The organism is Curtobacterium sp. MCBD17_019 (assembly GCF_003234555.1).
In the GTDB taxonomy this organism is placed as follows: Bacteria; Actinomycetota; Actinomycetes; order Actinomycetales; family Microbacteriaceae; genus Curtobacterium.
Genome location: NZ_QKTT01000002.1, coordinates 173,881 through 190,414, shown reverse-complemented (window position 1 = coordinate 190,414; position 16,534 = coordinate 173,881). Strand labels below are relative to the sequence as shown.

General features: G+C 72.7%; 17 protein-coding genes. 12 read left to right on the top strand and 5 right to left on the bottom strand.

The window, feature by feature from the left end; all coding sequences use genetic code 11:
• The first annotated feature begins 139 nt into the window (after positions 1–139).
• The 8 genes from hemQ to DEI82_RS02730 all read left to right on the top strand — a co-directional run bounded on the left by hemQ (position 140) and on the right by DEI82_RS02730 (position 7,776).
• On the top strand, positions 140–874 hold the full coding sequence (gene hemQ / locus DEI82_RS02765) for a hydrogen peroxide-dependent heme synthase (protein ID WP_111026561.1): 735 nt from the start codon (positions 140–142) through the stop codon (positions 872–874).
• The gene (locus DEI82_RS02760) at positions 871–2,124 is read left to right on the top strand and encodes a ferrochelatase (RefSeq protein ID WP_375334606.1); all 1,254 of its coding nucleotides are present in this window, start codon (positions 871–873) and stop codon (positions 2,122–2,124) included. Before hemQ ends, DEI82_RS02760 begins: the two co-directional genes overlap by 4 nt.
• Entirely contained in the window at positions 2,121–3,095 is a 975-nt protein-coding gene (gene hemC, locus DEI82_RS02755) for a hydroxymethylbilane synthase (protein ID WP_111035726.1), read from the top strand. The genes DEI82_RS02760 and hemC overlap by 4 nt, the downstream gene beginning before the upstream one ends.
• Positions 3,096–3,155: 60 nt before the next feature.
• Positions 3,156–3,929 (top strand): uroporphyrinogen-III synthase, encoded by a 774-nt coding sequence (locus DEI82_RS02750; RefSeq protein WP_111035725.1) that lies wholly within the window; start codon positions 3,156–3,158, stop codon positions 3,927–3,929.
• The gene (gene hemB / locus DEI82_RS02745; RefSeq protein WP_375334605.1) at positions 3,926–5,023 is read left to right on the top strand and encodes a porphobilinogen synthase; all 1,098 of its coding nucleotides are present in this window, start codon (positions 3,926–3,928) and stop codon (positions 5,021–5,023) included. Before DEI82_RS02750 ends, hemB begins: the two co-directional genes overlap by 4 nt.
• Complete coding sequence (hemL, locus tag DEI82_RS02740; protein ID WP_111035724.1) at positions 5,020–6,351, top strand: glutamate-1-semialdehyde 2,1-aminomutase; 1,332 nt, start codon at positions 5,020–5,022, stop codon at positions 6,349–6,351. The genes hemB and hemL overlap by 4 nt, the downstream gene beginning before the upstream one ends.
• A gap of 102 nt (positions 6,352–6,453) precedes the next feature.
• The gene (locus DEI82_RS02735) at positions 6,454–6,948 is read left to right on the top strand and encodes a MarR family winged helix-turn-helix transcriptional regulator (RefSeq protein ID WP_111035723.1); all 495 of its coding nucleotides are present in this window, start codon (positions 6,454–6,456) and stop codon (positions 6,946–6,948) included.
• Between the two features lie 21 nt (positions 6,949–6,969).
• The gene (locus DEI82_RS02730) at positions 6,970–7,776 is read left to right on the top strand and encodes a nucleotidyltransferase domain-containing protein (RefSeq protein WP_111035722.1); all 807 of its coding nucleotides are present in this window, start codon (positions 6,970–6,972) and stop codon (positions 7,774–7,776) included.
• Between the two features lie 45 nt (positions 7,777–7,821).
• On the opposite strand, the gene DEI82_RS02725 is transcribed toward DEI82_RS02730, so the two are convergent.
• Positions 7,822–9,180, bottom strand: a complete 1,359-nt coding sequence (locus tag DEI82_RS02725; protein WP_111010340.1) for a 6-phospho-beta-glucosidase — start codon at positions 9,178–9,180, stop codon at positions 7,822–7,824.
• Complete coding sequence (locus DEI82_RS02720) at positions 9,177–9,953, bottom strand: DeoR/GlpR family DNA-binding transcription regulator (protein ID WP_111035721.1); 777 nt, start codon at positions 9,951–9,953, stop codon at positions 9,177–9,179. The genes DEI82_RS02725 and DEI82_RS02720 overlap by 4 nt, the downstream gene beginning before the upstream one ends.
• A gap of 200 nt (positions 9,954–10,153) precedes the next feature.
• Here DEI82_RS02720 and DEI82_RS02715 point away from each other — a divergent pair, with 200 nt between their 5' ends.
• The 4 genes from DEI82_RS02715 to DEI82_RS02700 all read left to right on the top strand — a co-directional run bounded on the left by DEI82_RS02715 (position 10,154) and on the right by DEI82_RS02700 (position 14,403).
• Positions 10,154–11,194: a carbohydrate kinase family protein gene (locus tag DEI82_RS02715; protein WP_111035720.1), complete on the top strand. Its 1,041-nt coding sequence runs from the start codon at positions 10,154–10,156 to the stop codon at positions 11,192–11,194.
• An 85-nt stretch (positions 11,195–11,279) separates the two neighbouring features.
• Positions 11,280–12,641, top strand: a complete 1,362-nt coding sequence (locus DEI82_RS02710; protein ID WP_111035719.1) for an extracellular solute-binding protein — start codon at positions 11,280–11,282, stop codon at positions 12,639–12,641.
• Positions 12,642–12,643: 2 nt separating this feature from the next.
• The gene (locus DEI82_RS02705) at positions 12,644–13,582 is read left to right on the top strand and encodes a carbohydrate ABC transporter permease (RefSeq protein WP_111035718.1); all 939 of its coding nucleotides are present in this window, start codon (positions 12,644–12,646) and stop codon (positions 13,580–13,582) included.
• Complete coding sequence (locus DEI82_RS02700; protein ID WP_111010335.1) at positions 13,579–14,403, top strand: carbohydrate ABC transporter permease; 825 nt, start codon at positions 13,579–13,581, stop codon at positions 14,401–14,403. The genes DEI82_RS02705 and DEI82_RS02700 overlap by 4 nt, the downstream gene beginning before the upstream one ends.
• Before the next feature lie 48 nt (positions 14,404–14,451).
• On the opposite strand, the gene DEI82_RS02695 is transcribed toward DEI82_RS02700, so the two are convergent.
• The 3 genes from DEI82_RS02695 to DEI82_RS16120 are packed head-to-tail and all read right to left on the bottom strand — an operon-like array spanning position 14,452 to position 16,527.
• Positions 14,452–14,808, bottom strand: a complete 357-nt coding sequence (locus DEI82_RS02695) for a hypothetical protein (RefSeq protein ID WP_111011978.1) — start codon at positions 14,806–14,808, stop codon at positions 14,452–14,454.
• On the bottom strand, positions 14,805–15,983 hold the full coding sequence (locus DEI82_RS02690; RefSeq protein WP_181435079.1) for a M28 family metallopeptidase: 1,179 nt from the start codon (positions 15,981–15,983) through the stop codon (positions 14,805–14,807). The genes DEI82_RS02695 and DEI82_RS02690 overlap by 4 nt, the downstream gene beginning before the upstream one ends.
• Positions 15,976–16,527, bottom strand: a complete 552-nt coding sequence (locus DEI82_RS16120) for a TenA family protein (RefSeq protein ID WP_181435078.1) — start codon at positions 16,525–16,527, stop codon at positions 15,976–15,978. The genes DEI82_RS02690 and DEI82_RS16120 overlap by 8 nt, the downstream gene beginning before the upstream one ends.
• Positions 16,528–16,534: the final 7 nt, after the last annotated feature.

Genomic DNA, 16,534 nt, shown 5'->3' with positions numbered 1-16,534 from the left:
CACCCGCCCCACACGGCCCGCGCCCGGGCAGCGTGCGCGCCACCGCGACAGCAGCGGTGAGCGACACGCGGAGCAGTGCGCCGGGTGTGCGGCAACGGAGCCGAGGCGACCACCATCCGACCGAAGGACAATGGATCCCATGAGTTCCAGCGCGCCCGCGCACAGCACCGAACCCTCCGCCTCGCCGTCCGACTCCGGCATCGACGAGACCCTCCTGACCGCCTACACGCTGTGGGCGGTCTTCCGGCGTCCGGTGGGCGCCGTCGCTCCCTTCGCGGCGGACGCCGTGCCGGAGCTCGACGCCGCGGTCGCGCGGGCGGCCGAGCACGGCGTCACCGTGCGCGGCTTCTACGACGTCTCCGGGTTCCGCGCCGACGCCGACCTCATGGTGTGGCTGCACGGCGACGACGCCCAGGCGATCCAGGCCGCGCTCCGCGACCTCCGCCGCACGGCACTCCTGGTGGAGGCCGCTCCCGTGTGGCACGCGATGGGCATGCACCGCGACGCCGAGTTCAACAAGCGGCACACGCCGGCGTTCCTGCGCGGCAAGGACCCGGAGGCCTGGCTGACGGTCTACCCGTTCGTGCGGTCCTACGAGTGGTACCTCCTGCCCGAGGAGGACCGCCGCCAGATGCTCGCGGACCACGGCCGGCAGGGGGCGAAGTTCCGCCGCGTGCTCACGAACACGGTCGCGAGCTTCGCGCTCGGCGACTACGAGTGGATCCTGCCGCTCGAGTCCCCCGAGCTCGTCGACCTCGTCGACCTCATGCGGGACCTCCGGTACACGGAGGCCCGGCGCCACGTGCGCGAGGAGGTCCCGTTCTTCACGGGCCGCCGCATCGAAACCACCGAACTCCCGGAGGTCCTGTCGTGACCGAGATCACCGACACCCCCAGCGCGACCGGCATCACGAACGGTCAGGCCGTCCTGGCGGCCACGCCGGCCGCCGCGGGCGGCCCAGAGCACGTGAGCGAACCGACCGCGTACGACGCGATCCTCCTCGCCGGGTTCGGCGGACCGGAGGGACAAGAGGACGTCATCCCGTTCCTCCGCAACGTCACGCGCGGGCGCGGGATCCCGGACGAGCGGCTCGAGGAGGTCGCGCACCACTACCGGCACTTCGGCGGTGTGAGCCCGATCAACGCGCAGAACCGCGCGCTCAAGGCCGCGCTCGAGGCCGAGTTGGCCCGGCGGGGGATCGACCTGCCGGTGCTCTGGGGCAACCGGAACTGGGCGCCCTACCTCGAGGACGCCGTCCAGGAGGCCGCCGCCGAGGGCGCCACGAACCTCATCGCGATCGCCACGAGCGCCTACAGCTCCTACTCGAGCTGCCGGCAGTACCGCGAGGACTTCGCGCGCGTGCTCGATGCCACGGAGCTCATGGACACCGTGCGGATCGACAAGGTGCGCCAGTTCTTCGACCACCCCGGGTTCGTCCGGCCGTTCGTCGACGGCGTCCGCGACGGCATCGCACGGGCGATCGCCGAGAACGAGGGCCTCGACGTCGGGACGGAACTCCGGGTGCTCTTCTCGACGCACTCGATCCCGTCGAGCGACGCGGCACGCTCCGGCCCCGACTTCCGGGGCTTCGGGGAGCACGGCGCGTACGAGGCGCAGCACGAGGCCGTGGCCGGGGTCGTCCTCGACGCCGCGTGGGCCGAGCTCCTCGCGTCGCCCGAGGGCGCCGCGCTCCAGGGCTCGTCGAAGCCCGCCTGGAAACTCGTCTACCAGTCACGGTCGGGGCCGCCGAGCATGCCGTGGCTCGAGCCGGACATCAACGACTACATGAACGAGGAGCTCGCGGGCGGTCCCACCCGTGCCGTGCTCATCGTCCCGCTCGGCTTCGTCAGCGACCACATGGAGGTCATGTGGGACCTCGACGAGGAGGCCACGGAGACGGCGCAGGAGCTCGGCTTCTGGTCGATCCGGACGCCCACGCCGGGGGTCGACCCCGCGTACGTCGCCGGTCTCGTCGACCTCGTGCTCGAGCGCGTGCAGGGCACCCCCGTCGCCGACCGCCCGCACCTCACCGACATCGGCCCCTGGTACGACGTCTGCCGCCCGGGGTGCTGTGAGAACGTGCGTGCCGGGTTCAAGCCGGCGGTCGCCGGGCTCGCGCCGTGAGCCCCGAGGCCGAGGCGGGACCCACCCCGATCCGCGTCGGGACCCGCGGCAGCGCGCTCGCGCTCGCGCAGTCGCAGGCCGCGGCCGCCGCGCTCGGCAAGGCGGCGGGTCGGCCCGTCGAGCTCGTCACCGTGCACAGCGAGGGCGACCGGACGAGTGAGTCCCTGGCGACCCTCGGTGGCACGGGCGTGTTCGCGTCCGCGCTCCGCGAGGCCCTGGTCGCCGGCGAGGTCGACGTCCTCGTCCACTCGCTCAAGGACCTGCCGACGGCGCCGTACCCCGGCCTGCGGATCGGCGCGGTGCCCCGCCGTGCGGACGCCCGTGACGCCCTCTGCGCCCGCGACGGTCTGACGCTCGAGACCCTGCCCGAGGGCGCGCGGGTCGGCACGGGATCGCCGCGCCGGGCCGCGCAGCTCCGCCGTCGTCGCCCGGACGTCGAGATCGTCGACATCCGCGGGAACGTCGACACGCGCCTCGGCCGGGTCGGGGTCGACCTCGACGCGGTCATGCTGTCCGCCGCCGGCTTGGGGCGCCTCGGTCGTCTCGCCGACGCCACCGAGCTCATCGGCCTCGGCTTCTGGCCGACCGCGCCCGGGCAGGGGGCGCTGGCGATCGAGGTCCGTGGAGACCAGGGCGACCGCGCGCTCGAGCGGGGCCTCCGCGGCATCGAGCACGCGGAGTCCCGGCTCACGGTCACCGCCGAGCGCGAGGTCCTCGCCCGCCTCGAGGCCGGCTGCACCGCTCCGATCGGGGCACACGCGGTCGTCGACGCGGAGCTCCTGCTCGTGAGCGCGACCGTGTACCGGCCCGACGGCACCGAGTACCGCACCGCGTCGCACGGCGCACACCTCGAGCCCGGCCCCGCGCACGAGCGCCTCGACGAGGCCCGCGACGTCGCCCGCCGGGTCGCCGAGGAGCTCCTGGCGAACGGCGCCGCCGATCTCGCCGACTTCCACCTGAGCAGCGAGTAGGCACCGACCACGGCCAGCACGAGCGACACCGGCGCCGGAACTCCCGCGACGAGCACGGGCGTGCGCGCCGGCGGCGGTCCGGCGGCCCGGGACGCCCGGCGTCCCACCGTGCTCGTCCCGCGCGGCGGCACCTGGGGCGAGCGGGTCGCCCGGGAGGCCCGGCACCGGGCCCTGGAACCGCTCGTCGTCCCGCTCATCACCGACACCGACCCCGCCGACCCCGCCGCGTTCGCGGCCGCCGTCGACGCCCTCGCCGCCGGGACGTACGCCTGGATCGTCGTGACGAGTGCGACGGCGGTGCGGCGCGTGGCGGAGCGGTTGTCGGGCCTCCCGGCCGGAACGCGGGTGGCGGCCGTGGGCCAGGCGACCGCGGCGGCGTGTACCGACGTCGGGTGGCGGGTCGACCTGGTGCCGGCCGCGGCGTCAGCGGCCGAGCTGGCCGCCGTGGTGCCGGGCACGGCGGGCCGGGTGCTGTTCCCGCGGAGCGCGATCGCGGCCCCGACGCTCGTCGCGGGGCTGCGTGCCCGCGGCCTCGACGTGGACGACGTCGAGGCGTACCGTACCGTGGGGACCGGCACCGGACCGGTCGTGGTGCCCCGCCCACCGGACGCCGTGCTCGTCACGAGCGGCAGTGTCGCGGGCGAGGTCGCGGCCCGGCTCGTCCCGCTCGACGACCGGACCCGGCTCGTGTGCATCGGGCCCGGGACCGCCGCCGACGCCCGCGCGCTCGGCCTCCCCGTCCACGGCGTCGCCGCCGCCCGGACCACCGCATCGTTGCTCGACGCCGTCGTCGAGGTCCTCGCCCCGCTCCTCGACACACAACCAGGAAGGTGACCGTGTCCGCACCCCACTCCCCCGTCGGCCAGTTCCCCCAGGTGCGCCCGCGCCGTCTCCGCGCGACGCCCGCGATGCGTCGGCTCGTGGCCGAGACCCGTCTGCACCCCGCCGAGCTGATCCTGCCGATGTTCATCCGCGAGGGCGCCGACGCCGCGGTGCCGATCACGAGCATGCCCGGGGTGGAGCAGCACTCGCTCGACTCGTTCCGGCGCGCGCTCGTCGAGGCCGCCGAGGTCGGTATCGGCGGCGTGAACCTCTTCGGCGTGCCGCAGCACAAGGACGCCACCGGTTCGGGCGCGACCGACCCGGACGGCATCCTCAACGTGGCGATCCGCGTGGCGAAGGAGGAAGTGGGCGACGCGCTCGTGGTCCAGTCCGACCTGTGCCTCGACGAGTTCACCGACCACGGTCACTGCGGGGTGCTCGCTGCGGACGGCTCGGTCGACAACGACGCGACGCTCGAGCGCTACCGCGACATGGCGGTGGCCCAGGCCGAGGCCGGCGCCGAGCTCGTGTGCATGAGCGGGATGATGGACGGCCAGATCGCCGCCGCCCGCGACGCGTTGGACGGCGCAGGTCACCCGGGCACGGCCCTCCTGGCGTACGCGGCGAAGTACGCGAGCGCGTTCTACGGGCCGTTCCGCGAGGCCGTCGCGTCGACGCTCGTCGGCGACCGCCGCACCTACCAGATCGACTCCGGCAACGGGCGTGAGGGCCTGCGCGAGGTCGAGCTCGACATCGAGGAGGGCGCGGACGTCGTCATGGTGAAGCCCGCGATGAGCTACCTCGACGTGCTCGCCGCCGCCAAGGCGATCTCGCCGGTGCCGGTGTGGGCGTACCAGATCAGCGGCGAGTACGCGATGATCACGGCGGCCGCGCAGAACGGCTGGATCGACCGCGACGCCGCCGCGATGGAGAGCGTCCTCGGCATCAAGCGTGCCGGTGCGGACGCGATCCTGACCTACTTCGCCGTCGACCTGGCGAAGCGGCTGCGCCAGGAGTCCGGTGCGAGCGGCCGGGTCAGCGGCGCCACCCCGGCGGCCGGTGCCGAGACCGTGGAACTCTCGAGCGTGGGGAAGTCGACCCGATGACGACGAACGACGAGCTGTTCGGCCGCGCGAAGCACGCGATCCCCGGCGGCGTGAACTCCCCGGTGCGGGCCTACGGCTCGGTCGGCGGGACGCCCCGCTTCCTCGTGGCCGCGCAGGGGCCGTACGTCACCGACGCCGAGGGGCGCGAGTACGTCGACCTCGTGGCGTCGTGGGGTCCGGCGATCCTCGGGCACGCCCACCCCGGCACGGTCGCCGCTGTGCAGGAGGCCGCTGGCCGCGGGCTCTCGTTCGGTGCCTCCACGCCGGGCGAGACCGAGCTCGCGGAACTCGTCGAGCAGCGCGTCCGCGTCGGCGGCGCCGGTCCGATCGAGAAGCTCCGGCTCGTCTCGACCGGGACCGAGGCGACGATGACCGCGATCCGCCTGGCCCGTGGCTACACCGGCCGGGACCTGCTCGTGAAGTTCGCGGGGCACTACCACGGCCACTCGGACTCCCTGCTCGCCGAGGCCGGGTCGGGTGTCGCCACGCTCGCACTGCCCGGATCCGCGGGCATCACCGCCGAGACCGCCGCGCAGACCCTCGTGCTGCCGTACAACGACCTCGACGCCGTCCGGGCCGCGTTCGACGAGCACCACGAGCGGATCGCCGCGGTGATCGTCGAGGCCGCCGCCGCGAACATGGGCGTGCTCGCGCCCGAGCCGGGGTTCAACCGGGCGCTCGCGCAGATCGTCCAGGAGCAGGGCGCGCTGCTCATCCTCGACGAGGTCCTCACCGGGTTCCGCGTCGGCCCGGCCGGGTGGTGGGGGCTCGAGGCCGCCGGTGTCGTCCCCGACGGTACCGGATGGCAGCCCGACCTCATCACGTTCGGCAAGGTCGTCGGCGGCGGGATGCCCCTGGCGGCCCTGGGCGGTCGGGCCGAGGTCATGGACTTCCTGGCGCCGCTCGGTCCCGTGTACCAGGCGGGGACCCTGTCCGGGAACCCGCTCGCCGTCGCGGCCGGGCTCGCCACGCTCCGCGCCGCCGACGACGCCGTGTACGCGCACCTCGACCGCACCGCCGACCTGCTGTCCGGCGCGGTCTCCGCGGCGCTGACCGCCGAGGGCGTCGTCCACACCGTGCAGCGCGCGGGGAACCTGTTCTCGTTCGCGTTCACCGCCGAGCCGCCGCGGACCTACGACGACGTCCGTGCGCAGGAGGCCTGGCGGTACCCGCCGTTCTTCCACGCCATGCTCGATGCGGGCGTCACGCTGCCGCCGAGCGTGTTCGAGGCGTGGTTCCTGACGGCCGCGCACGACGACCGCGCCATCGGTCGCGTCCTGGAGGCCCTGCCCGCCGCCGCCAGGGCCGCTGCCGCCGCGTCGGCGTAGGCAGGGCCGGGAGCGGGCCGCTGGTCGGCCGGTCGCCGGTCGCCCGTCGCGGGTCGGCCGGCCCTGTCGCGAACGCCTCCGTTGTGTCAGTCTGGGGATCCCATGGACGCCGCCGCCGAGGACCTGACCGCCGTGCTCCCGCCGTCGGCTGCCGTGCTCGCCTCGCGGGCGATGCTCGGGATCGTCTCCGCCTCGCTCGAGTCCGCGCTCGAGCAGGTGACCGTCCCGCAGCTCCGGATCCTCGTGGTGCTCGTGGCACGTGGGCCGGTCCGCGCGGGGGTCCTCGCCGAGGAGACCGGTGCGAGTCCGTCGACGCTGACGCGGACGGTCGACCGCCTGGAGCGGGACGGCTGGGTCCGGCGGAACAGCGCGCCGAGTTCCCGCCGCGAGACCCTGGTGGTTCCGACGCGACGGGCGATCGCGCTCGTCGAGGACGTGACGCGCCGGCGGACCGAGGGGATCGAGCGGGTCCTGGCCCGGTTGTCCGACGAGGATCGGGCGGCCGTCGTGCGCGGATTCGACCTGTTCAGCGGAGCCGCCGGCGAGTTCGACCGGCGGCGGTTGCTCGGGCTCGGCATCGGCGACGAGCGCGGCTGACGGATGCCGGAGCGCTGACCGATGTCCTCCCCCCAGCACACCCTCGACGACGACGCGTTCCTCGACCACGTCGCCGATCGCCTGGCAGCGCTCCCCGGCGTGGAGGCCGTCGCACTCGGCGGTTCCCGAGCGCAGGGGACGAACCGCCCGGACAGTGACTGGGACGTGGCGGTCTACCACCGCGACGCGTTCGATCCGCAGGTCGTCCGAAACCTCGGGTGGCCCGGGCACCTGACCGGACTCGGTGGCTGGGGCAGGATCTTCAACGGTGGCGGCGCGGTCACCGTGGACGGACGGTCCGTCGACATCCACTACCGCGACCTCGACCTCATCGACGCGGTCCACGACGACGCCGTCCGCGGACGGTTCACCATCGAGCCCCTGCTGTTCCACCAGGCGGGCCTGCCGAGCACCATCCTCCTGGCGGAACTGGCCTCGAACCACACCCTCCGTGGGCAGGTGCCCCGGTGGGAGTACCCGGAGGCGCTCCGCACGGCCGCCCCGGGCGTGTGGTGGACGAACGCCGACCTGACCCTGCACTACGCGAAGGAAGGCCACGCCCGCCACGGACGGGTCGCGCAGTGCGCGGGTCTCATCAGCGAGGCCGCGTGCCACGCGGGGCACGCCGTCCTGGCACGTCGCGGCGAGTGGGTGACGAACGAGAAGCGGCTCCTCGCCCGGGCGGGGCTGTCGGGCATCGACGACGTGGTGGCGGGTCTGGGGACCGAGGTGCCGGACCTCCTCCGCGGCGCGGACCGGGCGCGGGCGTTCCTCGAGGCGGCGGTCCGGCGCGAGGGGATCGGGGGCGAGCCGCCCCGCGCCGGGTGAACCGACGGGTCGGCCCCGTCCGCCCACACGCCGGATCCCGCTCGGTCAGTGCGTCAGGACGGCCGCCACCTCGGGGATCCGCGCGACGTACCCGTCGAGCAACGAGCGCGCGACCGTGACGCTGTCGACGAGCGGATGGAGCGCGAACGCCTGCAGGGCCTCCGACCGCGACCCGGTGAGCCCGGCGGCGATCGTGTGCCGCTCGACGTCCTTGACCTGCGCCATGAGCCCGATCTGGTGGAGGTCCGGCTGCTCCGTCGTCAGCGGGTGCACGCCGTTCGCGTCGACCATCGTGGGCACCTCGACCACGGCGTCGTCGGGCAGGCCCTGGATCGTGCCGCGGTTCCGGACGTTGAGGATCATCGTCTGCCGCTCGTTCCGGCTGATCGCGGCCATCACGCCGAGGGCGACCCCCGCGTAGCCCTGGTGCGCGGGGTCGGTCTCGCGCTCCTTCGGGTCAACGGGCTCGTCCTGCGTGCCGCCCTTCGCCTCGGCCATGTACGAGGCACTGCGCCGGGCGACGGTCTCGCGCCAGAGATCGGCGACCCCGTTCCCCGCGGCCGTGGCCCGGTCGTAGAAGGCGCCCTGGGACTCGGCGAGGAAGTCACCGCGGGTCTTGCCGGAGTCGATGATCGTCCGCACGGCGTCGCGGTTGAAGTAGTAGTAGAAGAGGTACTCGTTCGGGATCGCGCCGAGGGAGCGGATCCAGTCGAGTCCGAAGACGTGGCCCTCCTCCATGGCGGCGAGGCGGGCGTCGTCGGCCAGCAGCTCGGGCAGGACGTCGCGGCCGTCGTACAGGACGCGGCGCATCCAGCCGAGGTGATTGAGCCCGACGTAGTCCATCTGCACCCGCGTGTGGTCGAGCCCGAGGGTGCCCGCGACGCGACGCCCGAGACCGGACGGGGTGTCGCAGATGCCGAGCACGCGGTCGCCGAGCACGGTCTGCATCGCTTCGGTGATGATGCCCGCGGGGTTCGTGAAGTTCATGACGTAGGCGTCGGGTGCGAGGTCCGCGATGACCCGGGCCGCCTCGACCATGACCGGGACGGTGCGGATCGCGTACGCGAGGCCGCCGGGTCCCGTGGTCTCCTGGCCGAGCACGTCGAGGTCGAGGGCGACGTGCTCGTCGCAACGCCGTCCCTCCAGGCCGCCGACGCGGAGCGCGGCGAACACGTACTGGCTCCCCGCCACGGCGTCCTGGAGGACCGTGGTCGGCACGAGTCGCGGCGCGTCCTCGAACCCGGCCGCGAGCTCGGTGAGGATCGCGACCATGGCGGCGAGGCGGCGTTCGTCGACGTCGTACAGCGCGACCTCGTCCACGCGGGGCGTGCCGGTGTCGCGGAGCAGCGCCTGGTACACGTACGGCGTGCGGAACCCGCCGCCTCCGAGGATGCAGAGCTTCATGCGATGGTGACCTCTCCGCCGGCGTTCCGGCACAGTGCGAGCGTGTCGTCGGGGGCGCCCGTGGTGGTGACCAGGGCGTCGACGTCGGTGAGGGAGCAGAGCCGGAGGGCTCCGGTCCCGGGGAACTTGGCCTCGGACGCGAGCAGGACGACCTTGTCCGACGCCGCGATCATCGACTGCTTGATGGGGGCCTCCACGGCCATGTTGTCGACGACGTGCCCGTTCGCGCGCACCCCGGTGCACGACAGGAACAGGACATCCGCGCTGATCTGGCTCAGCGCGAGTTCGGCGAGGGACCCGACGAGCGTGCGGTAGTTGCGGCGGACCACGCCGCCGAGCAGGACGAGCCGCACGGCGCGGTCGTCGCGGAGCTCGTCGAAGACGGCGAGGTTCGAGGTGACGACGGTGACGTCACGGCCGTGCAGGCGGCGCGCGAGCAGCGGCGTCGTGGTGCCGATGTCGAGCAGCACGACGTTCCCGTCGGTGACCATCGCGGCCGCGGCCTCGGCCATCCGTTCCTTGAGATCGAGGTCGCGCCCGTCGTCGAACGGCCCCTCGGCGCGGACGCGGCCGTGGTCCTCGACGGTCGTGCCGGGCTTCAGGACCGCGCCGCCGTACGTGCGGGTCAGCTCGCCGTTGCGGTCGAGCACCTCGAGGTCGCGGCGGATCGTCGCCTCGCTCACGTCGAGCGCGGCGGCGAGTTCCCGCACGGAGGCCGCACCCTCGGCGCGCAGGGCGCTGATGATGCGGTTCTGCCGTTCGCGCAGGATCATGCCGTCACTCTAACCACGCCGTGCTCGACTTCGGGCAAACCCGAGCACAACCGCACCGGAGATGAACAGGATTAACAGAACCGCGTCACTTCGGTAATGTGCCGGAAACACCGAGTGCACAGGCTTGCAGGACATCGGGCGGAACCGCGACGTCGTGCAGCACGCACCCGGACGCGGAACCGCGATGACGAGGAGCCTCCGTGACCGACAGCCAGCGCGCCGACCCCGGCGGGACGGACCTGCCCGCCACCGGCCTGCCCCCCGCCGCCGACCTGCCCGGTGCGGCCGACCTGCCCGGTGCGATCGACCTGCTGTTCGCGGGCGACGTCTTCTGCGACGTCGTGTTCTCGGGCGTCTCCGTGCCCGAACCCGGCACCGAGGTGTACGCCGACGGGTTCACCGTGACGCCCGGCGGTGTCGCGAACCGCGCGGTCGCCGCGGCCCGGGCCGGTGCGAGCACGCGGATCCTCGCCCGCCTCGGCGACGACCCGCTGGGCACCCACGTCCGCGCCGTGCTCGACGCCGAGCCGGACCTCGACACGAGCCTGCTCGAGCTGGTGCCCGGACACCAGAGCCCCGTCACGGTGGCCCTCACCGGTGCGCACGACCGGAGCTTCATCACCTACCAGGAGGCCCTCGGGCACCTCGAGCTCCCGGACGACCTCGGGCCCGTCGGCGCGACGCACGTCGGCATCGCGCACGAGCTGCCGCCATGGGTCGCCCGGCTGCGCGCGGCGGGCACGACCGTCGTCGGCGGTGTCGGCTGGGACCACACCGGCGAGTGGGGGTCGCACGTGCTCGACCGCCTCGCCGAGGTCGACGTGTTCGTGCCGAACGACGTCGAGGCGATGCGCTACACCCGCACCGACGACGCCGTCGCCGCCGCACGCGTGCTCGCCGAGCGGGTCCCGCTCGCCGTCGTCACGCGTGGCGCGGCGGGCGTCGTCGCCGTCGACGGCGGCACCGGTACGGTGGTCGAGGTCCCGACCGTGACCGTCCCGGTCGTCGACCCCACCGGCGCCGGCGACGTCTTCGTCGCCACGTTCATGGCGTCGGCATCGCGCGGCTGGGACCTCCGCACGCGCCTCCGGTTCGCGGGGCTGTGCGCGTCGATGTCCGTCACCGGACTCGGCGGTGCCGCGAGCGCACCGCGACCTGCCGACCTCGTCGCGTTCGTCGACCGGCACCGTCCGGACGGCGACTGGGCGTTCCTCCGGGAGGCCCTGCTCCCGGCCGCCTGACCGGCCCGCTCCGTCACCACCACCACACCCGCCCACCACCTCCACCGCCGCCGCGCTCCCCGCGACCCGGAGATCGGAACGAACCATGAAGACCACCAGGAAGGCACCGCTCCTCGTCGGTGTGGCGACCGCGCTCGCGCTCGGCCTCGCAGCGTGCACCCCCGGCGGCACGTCCGCCTCGAGCGACCAGAGCCTCGGCCCCGTGTCGAAGAGCGTCGGATCGGGCCGGACGACCCTGACGGTATGGGACCAGAACACCGACGGCGGCATCGACGAGGCGCAGCAGCAGCTCAACGCGGCGTTCGAGAAGGCGCACCCGAACATCACCGTCAAGCGGGTCTCGCGGTCGTTCGCGGACCTCAAGACGACGCTGAAGCTCGCGCTCTCGGGGGACAACCCGCCCGACGTCGTGCAGGCGAACCAGGGCTACCCGGACATGGGCGCGTTCGTCAAGGCCGGACTGCTCCGTCCCGTCGACGACTACGCGAAGCTGTACGGCTGGAACGACTACTACCCGACGAGCCTGCTCAAGCTCAACTCGTTCTCGTCGAACGGAACGACCTGGCAGGGCGACCACCTGTACGGCGTCTCGCAGACGGGTGAGCTCGTCGGGCTGTACTACGACAAGGCGGTGCTCGCGAAGGCCGGGATCACGAACCCCCCGACGACCGTGTCCGAGCTCACCGACGACATGGCGAAGGTCAAGGCCGCCGGATCGCTGCCGCTCAGCTACGGCGACGTCGAGAAGAGCCCGGGCATCCACCTGTACGGCTTCGTGCTCTCGGCGCTCGCCGGGCACGACGCGGTGAACGACCTCGTCACGTCGGAGCGCGGCTCGTGGACCGGCTCCGACGAGGTCACCGCGGCGAAGACGATCCAGGGCTGGCAGGAGAAGGGCTACATCACGCCGGGCGCCAACGGGGTCTCGCGTGACGACGCCGTCGCGGCCTTCGGCAAGGGGCAGTCCGCGTTCCTCGTGACCGGGACCTGGTACGAGGCGACGCTCGAGGCCGCCGCCGCCGCGAAGGACATCGGCTTCACGGCGCTCACCCCGAAGGGCTCGGACACGCCGGTCACCATGGGCGGCGAGGGGCTCGCGTGGGCGCTGACCTCGAAGACGAAGCACCCGGACGCCGCGGCCGCGTACGTCGACTTCATCACGAACGCGAAGGCGTCCGAGACCCTCGTGAAGACGGGCAATCTGCCCACGGTCGTCCCGAGCAGCGACACCCCGGCCTCGGGCACGATCTCGGGCGACATCACGAGCGAGTACAAGGAGATCTCGCAGGCGAACGGCATCACGCCCTACCTCGACTACGCGACCCCGACGTTCTACGACACCCTCACCGCCGCGGCGCAGGACCTCGTCGCGGGCAAGGCGACGCCGCAGCAGTTCACGCAGACCCTGCAGACGGACTACGCGGCGTTCGGCAAGAGCCGCGGCTGAGCATGGTCGACGCCCTGCCCCGGGTCACCGCACCCGCACCCGCGGTCCGCGTTGGGACGCAGCCGCGGCGGCGACGCAGGCGCAGCCTCGTCCCGTACCTGTACGTGCTGCCCGCGTTCGTCGTGTTCGCGGTGTTCCTCGGGTGGCCGTTCCTGCAGACGGTGCAGTACTCGTTCTTCGACTGGGACGGCCTGTCGACCGCGACCTGGGCCGGGTTCGCGAACTACGTCGACGTCGTGCAGGACGCCGAGCTCCGCGGGGCGTTCCTCCACGCCCTCGTGCTCATGGTGTTCTACTGCGCGGTGCCGGTCGCGCTCGCGTTGTTCCTGACGGCGCTCATCTCGCGGGCGAACGCGCTGCCGGGGATGAGCGTGTTCCGGACCGTGCTGTTCCTGCCGCAGGTCATCGCGTCGGTCGTCGTCGCGACGATCTGGGTGTCGATCTACTCCACCGACGGCCTGCTCAACCAGGTCCTCCGGCTCGTCGGACTCGGCAACCTGGCGCGGGTGTGGCTCGGCGACTACGGCACGGCGCTGCCCGCGATCGGGTTCGTGGGCACGTGGCTCAACGTCGGGCTGTGCCTCGTGCTGTTCCTCTCGGGCGTCGGCAACATCGCGCCCGCGCTGTTCGAGGCGGCGCGGCTCGACGGTGCCGGGGCGGCGCGCGAGTTCTTCTCCATCACGTTGCCGTCGCTCCGCGGGCAGATCGCGGTGGCGCTGACCCTGACGATCGTGTCGGCGCTCAAGACCTTCGACCTCGTGTACATCACCACGCGCGGCGGTCCGGGCAACTCGACGACCGTACCGGCGTTCGAGGCGTACAACCGCGCGTTCAACACGGGCCAGGTCGGCGCAGCTGCCGCCGTCGCGGTCACCCTGACCGTCGTGATCATGATCGTCACGGCACTCGTGAACCGGATCCAGCCGAAGGACACCGAATGAGGATCACCACGCGCGAGAAGGTCGTCGACTACGTCGTCCTGAGCCTCTTCGCCCTGTTCGCGATCGTCCCGCTCGTCGGTGTGCTGTTCTCGGCCGTCACCCCGGCGACCGAGAACACCGGCTCGTTCACGCTGCCGACCCGGATCGACCTCGGGAACTTCGGGGACGCGTGGAGCCAGGGGCACTTCGGGTCGTACATGCTGTCGAGCGTCGTCGTGACGGTGTCCGTCGTGCTGCTGACGACCGTGCTCGCGGTGTTCGCCGGGTTCGCGTTCGCGCGCCTCGACTTCGCCGGGTCCGGGATCGTGTTCTTCGTGATGCTCGCCGGGCTCATGCTGCCGGCCGAGGCGTTCATCATCCCGCTGTACTTCGACCTGCGGGGTGTGGGCCTGACGGACACGTACGAGAGCCTGATCCTGCCCCAGACCGCGCAGTCGCTCGCGTTCGGGATCTTCTGGATGCGGAACCAGTTCCGGACGTTCCCGACCGAGGTGATCGAGGCCGCGCGGCTCGACGGTGCGCGCGACGTCCGGCTGCTGTGGCGGGTCGTCGTCCCCGCGTCCATCGCACCGATCATGACGATGGGCGTGCTCCTGGCGATGTGGACCTGGAACGAGTTCCTGCTCCCGCTCGTCCTCATCACGAGCGAGGACCACCGGACCGCGCCGCTCGGTCTCGCGTTCTTCCAAGGCGAGCACCTGACCGACTACTCGCTCCTGTCGGCCGCGGGCGTGATCGTCGCCCTCCCGATCGTCGTGCTCTACTTCTTCCTGCAGCGACGGTTCATCTCGGGCATGCTCGGCGGCGTGACCGCGAAGTAGCGCGGACCGTCGGACGGGCGCCGGGCCTCCCGGCTCGTCGGGCGCGGGCTACCGCGCGATGACGAGCCGACCCGCTCGTGTGACGGACCGATCGAGGTCCGTGAGGAACAGGACCCGGAAGTCGGCGACCCACTCCTCCCACTCGGCAGCGAGACCGGCTCCGATCGTGTCGTTGTCACGGATGAAGTCGGCACGGGAGCTGATCTGGATGATCTCCACGAGGTCCCATCCGTCTGCGCCGGTGAGCGAGCCGGTGACCTCGAGGTCGAGGAACCCCTCGACCGCTGGCATGCGGAGCATCCCGTCGCGGACGATCTGCAGGCTGAACGCGCGGTACTCCTCGACGCTGCGCCCGGGGGCGAGACGGAACAGCGTGAGCGCGAGCTCCTGAGCGCTCCCGGTCACAGGATCCCCGGTGCACCGACGCGGGCGGGAGCGGGCAGCGTGACGAGCTCGCGGACGAGCGCTGTCGTCCAGACGATGTTCGTGGCGATGCCCTCGTTCGGCAGGTCCTCGGGCTGGTGGAGACGGTGCAGGTCGTTGAAGGTCAGGAACAGGGACGGCACGCCTGCCCGGTAGAAGGAGGCGTCGTCGGTGCCGGTCGTCGGCGGGAACCGGTTCTCCGTCTGCAGGGTCCGACCGGTGGCGGCGGCATGGGCGGTGATCGCGTCGTGGGCGACCACCCCGAAGCCCTCCGGCGACGCGAAGGTCTCGAGGTACGACCCGCGTCCCAACCCGTCGATGTTGACGACGAAGTCGATGGCGGCGAGCTCCTCGGGGGTCGCCGTGTCCACGTGGTGGCGTGACCCCCCGAGGTGCCACTCCTCGGCGGTGAACCAGACCAGGCGGACCGACGGGGTCGGCGCGGCGCGCGCCCACCCCTCGGCGAGGTGGAGCAGGGCGATCGTGCCACTGCCGTTGTCGTAGGCGCCGACGGTGTTGAAGAAGCTGTCGTAGTGCGCGCAGACGAGGACGTGGCCCGTCCCGGTCCCGGGGATGTCGACGACGAGGTTGTCGGAGCGGGCGGCGGCGGCCTCGTCCGTCGGCCCGGCGCTCCCGGTCAGTTCGACGGTGACGGTCCCGCCGTCGATGCACCACTCTCGGAGTTGGAGGCCGTCGATCCGACCCACGACGAGGTGCGGTACCGACAGGTCCGACCCGTGCGGCAACGGTTGCGGCGCCGCCGGCCCGACGTCCCGCGCATGCACGTACGCCACGACCGTCCCGCTGTCATCGGTCACCACGAAGCGCTGCCAGGTGATGGAATCCCCCCAGATGCCCTGCGGTCCGAGGGGCCGGAGCGTCCCGGTGACCGGGCCGTCCGAGGATCCGCTCCAGAGCATCGGCCAGACCGGCAGGACCCGCTCGATCGGTGCGGTGACGCGCAGCGTGTTCGACTCCCCGGGTTCCCACCCGGGGAGGGTCACCGTCTGCCGGGTGACGGCGAGCCCGGCCGCGGTCAGGCGATCCTCGAGCCAAACGGATGCCGCCTCGATCCCGGGGCTGCCGTGGAAGCGGATCCCGTTCGCGGTGAGGTCGACGAGGTCGCGGTGCGCGGCGTCGACGAGGGGATCAGTCATGCGTGTCCTCCTTGATGAGGGCGGAATCGTGGAAGGTGTCCTCGGCGGCGAGCATCCGTCCGAACCAGAGGTCGAGGTGCGCGTCCGGGACGGTGGGGTCGATCTCGTCGACCCGGGACTGGAGGAACGTGGCCTGGGCGGTGAACGACGGCGTCGCGTGCAGCAGGATCCACTCGGCGGCGGGGCCGGTCGGGGTGCCGCCGTGGCTGCGCACGGCTTCGAGGCACCAGCGGCTGTAGAGCGTCTCCGCCGCGCACAGGCACGTGAGCACCGCCGGGTAGCCGCTGTCGAGGGCGGCGGTGACCACGACCTCCAGTGCGTCGGCCCCTGCCGGGAGGGACACCGGGGCCGTGACCCGCGCCGCGAAGTAGTCCGTCTGCTCCCCGACGAGACCCGCGAGCGACCGGGCGTGCACGACCGCGGCGTCCCAGTCGGGCTCTCGCCAGACACAGAAGCCGAGCAGTCGTGCGGCGGTCCGGACGAACCGCTGTTCGATCGCGAGGTAGCGGGCGTACTCCGCATCGGTCACGGTACCGTCGGCCATCCGGCGG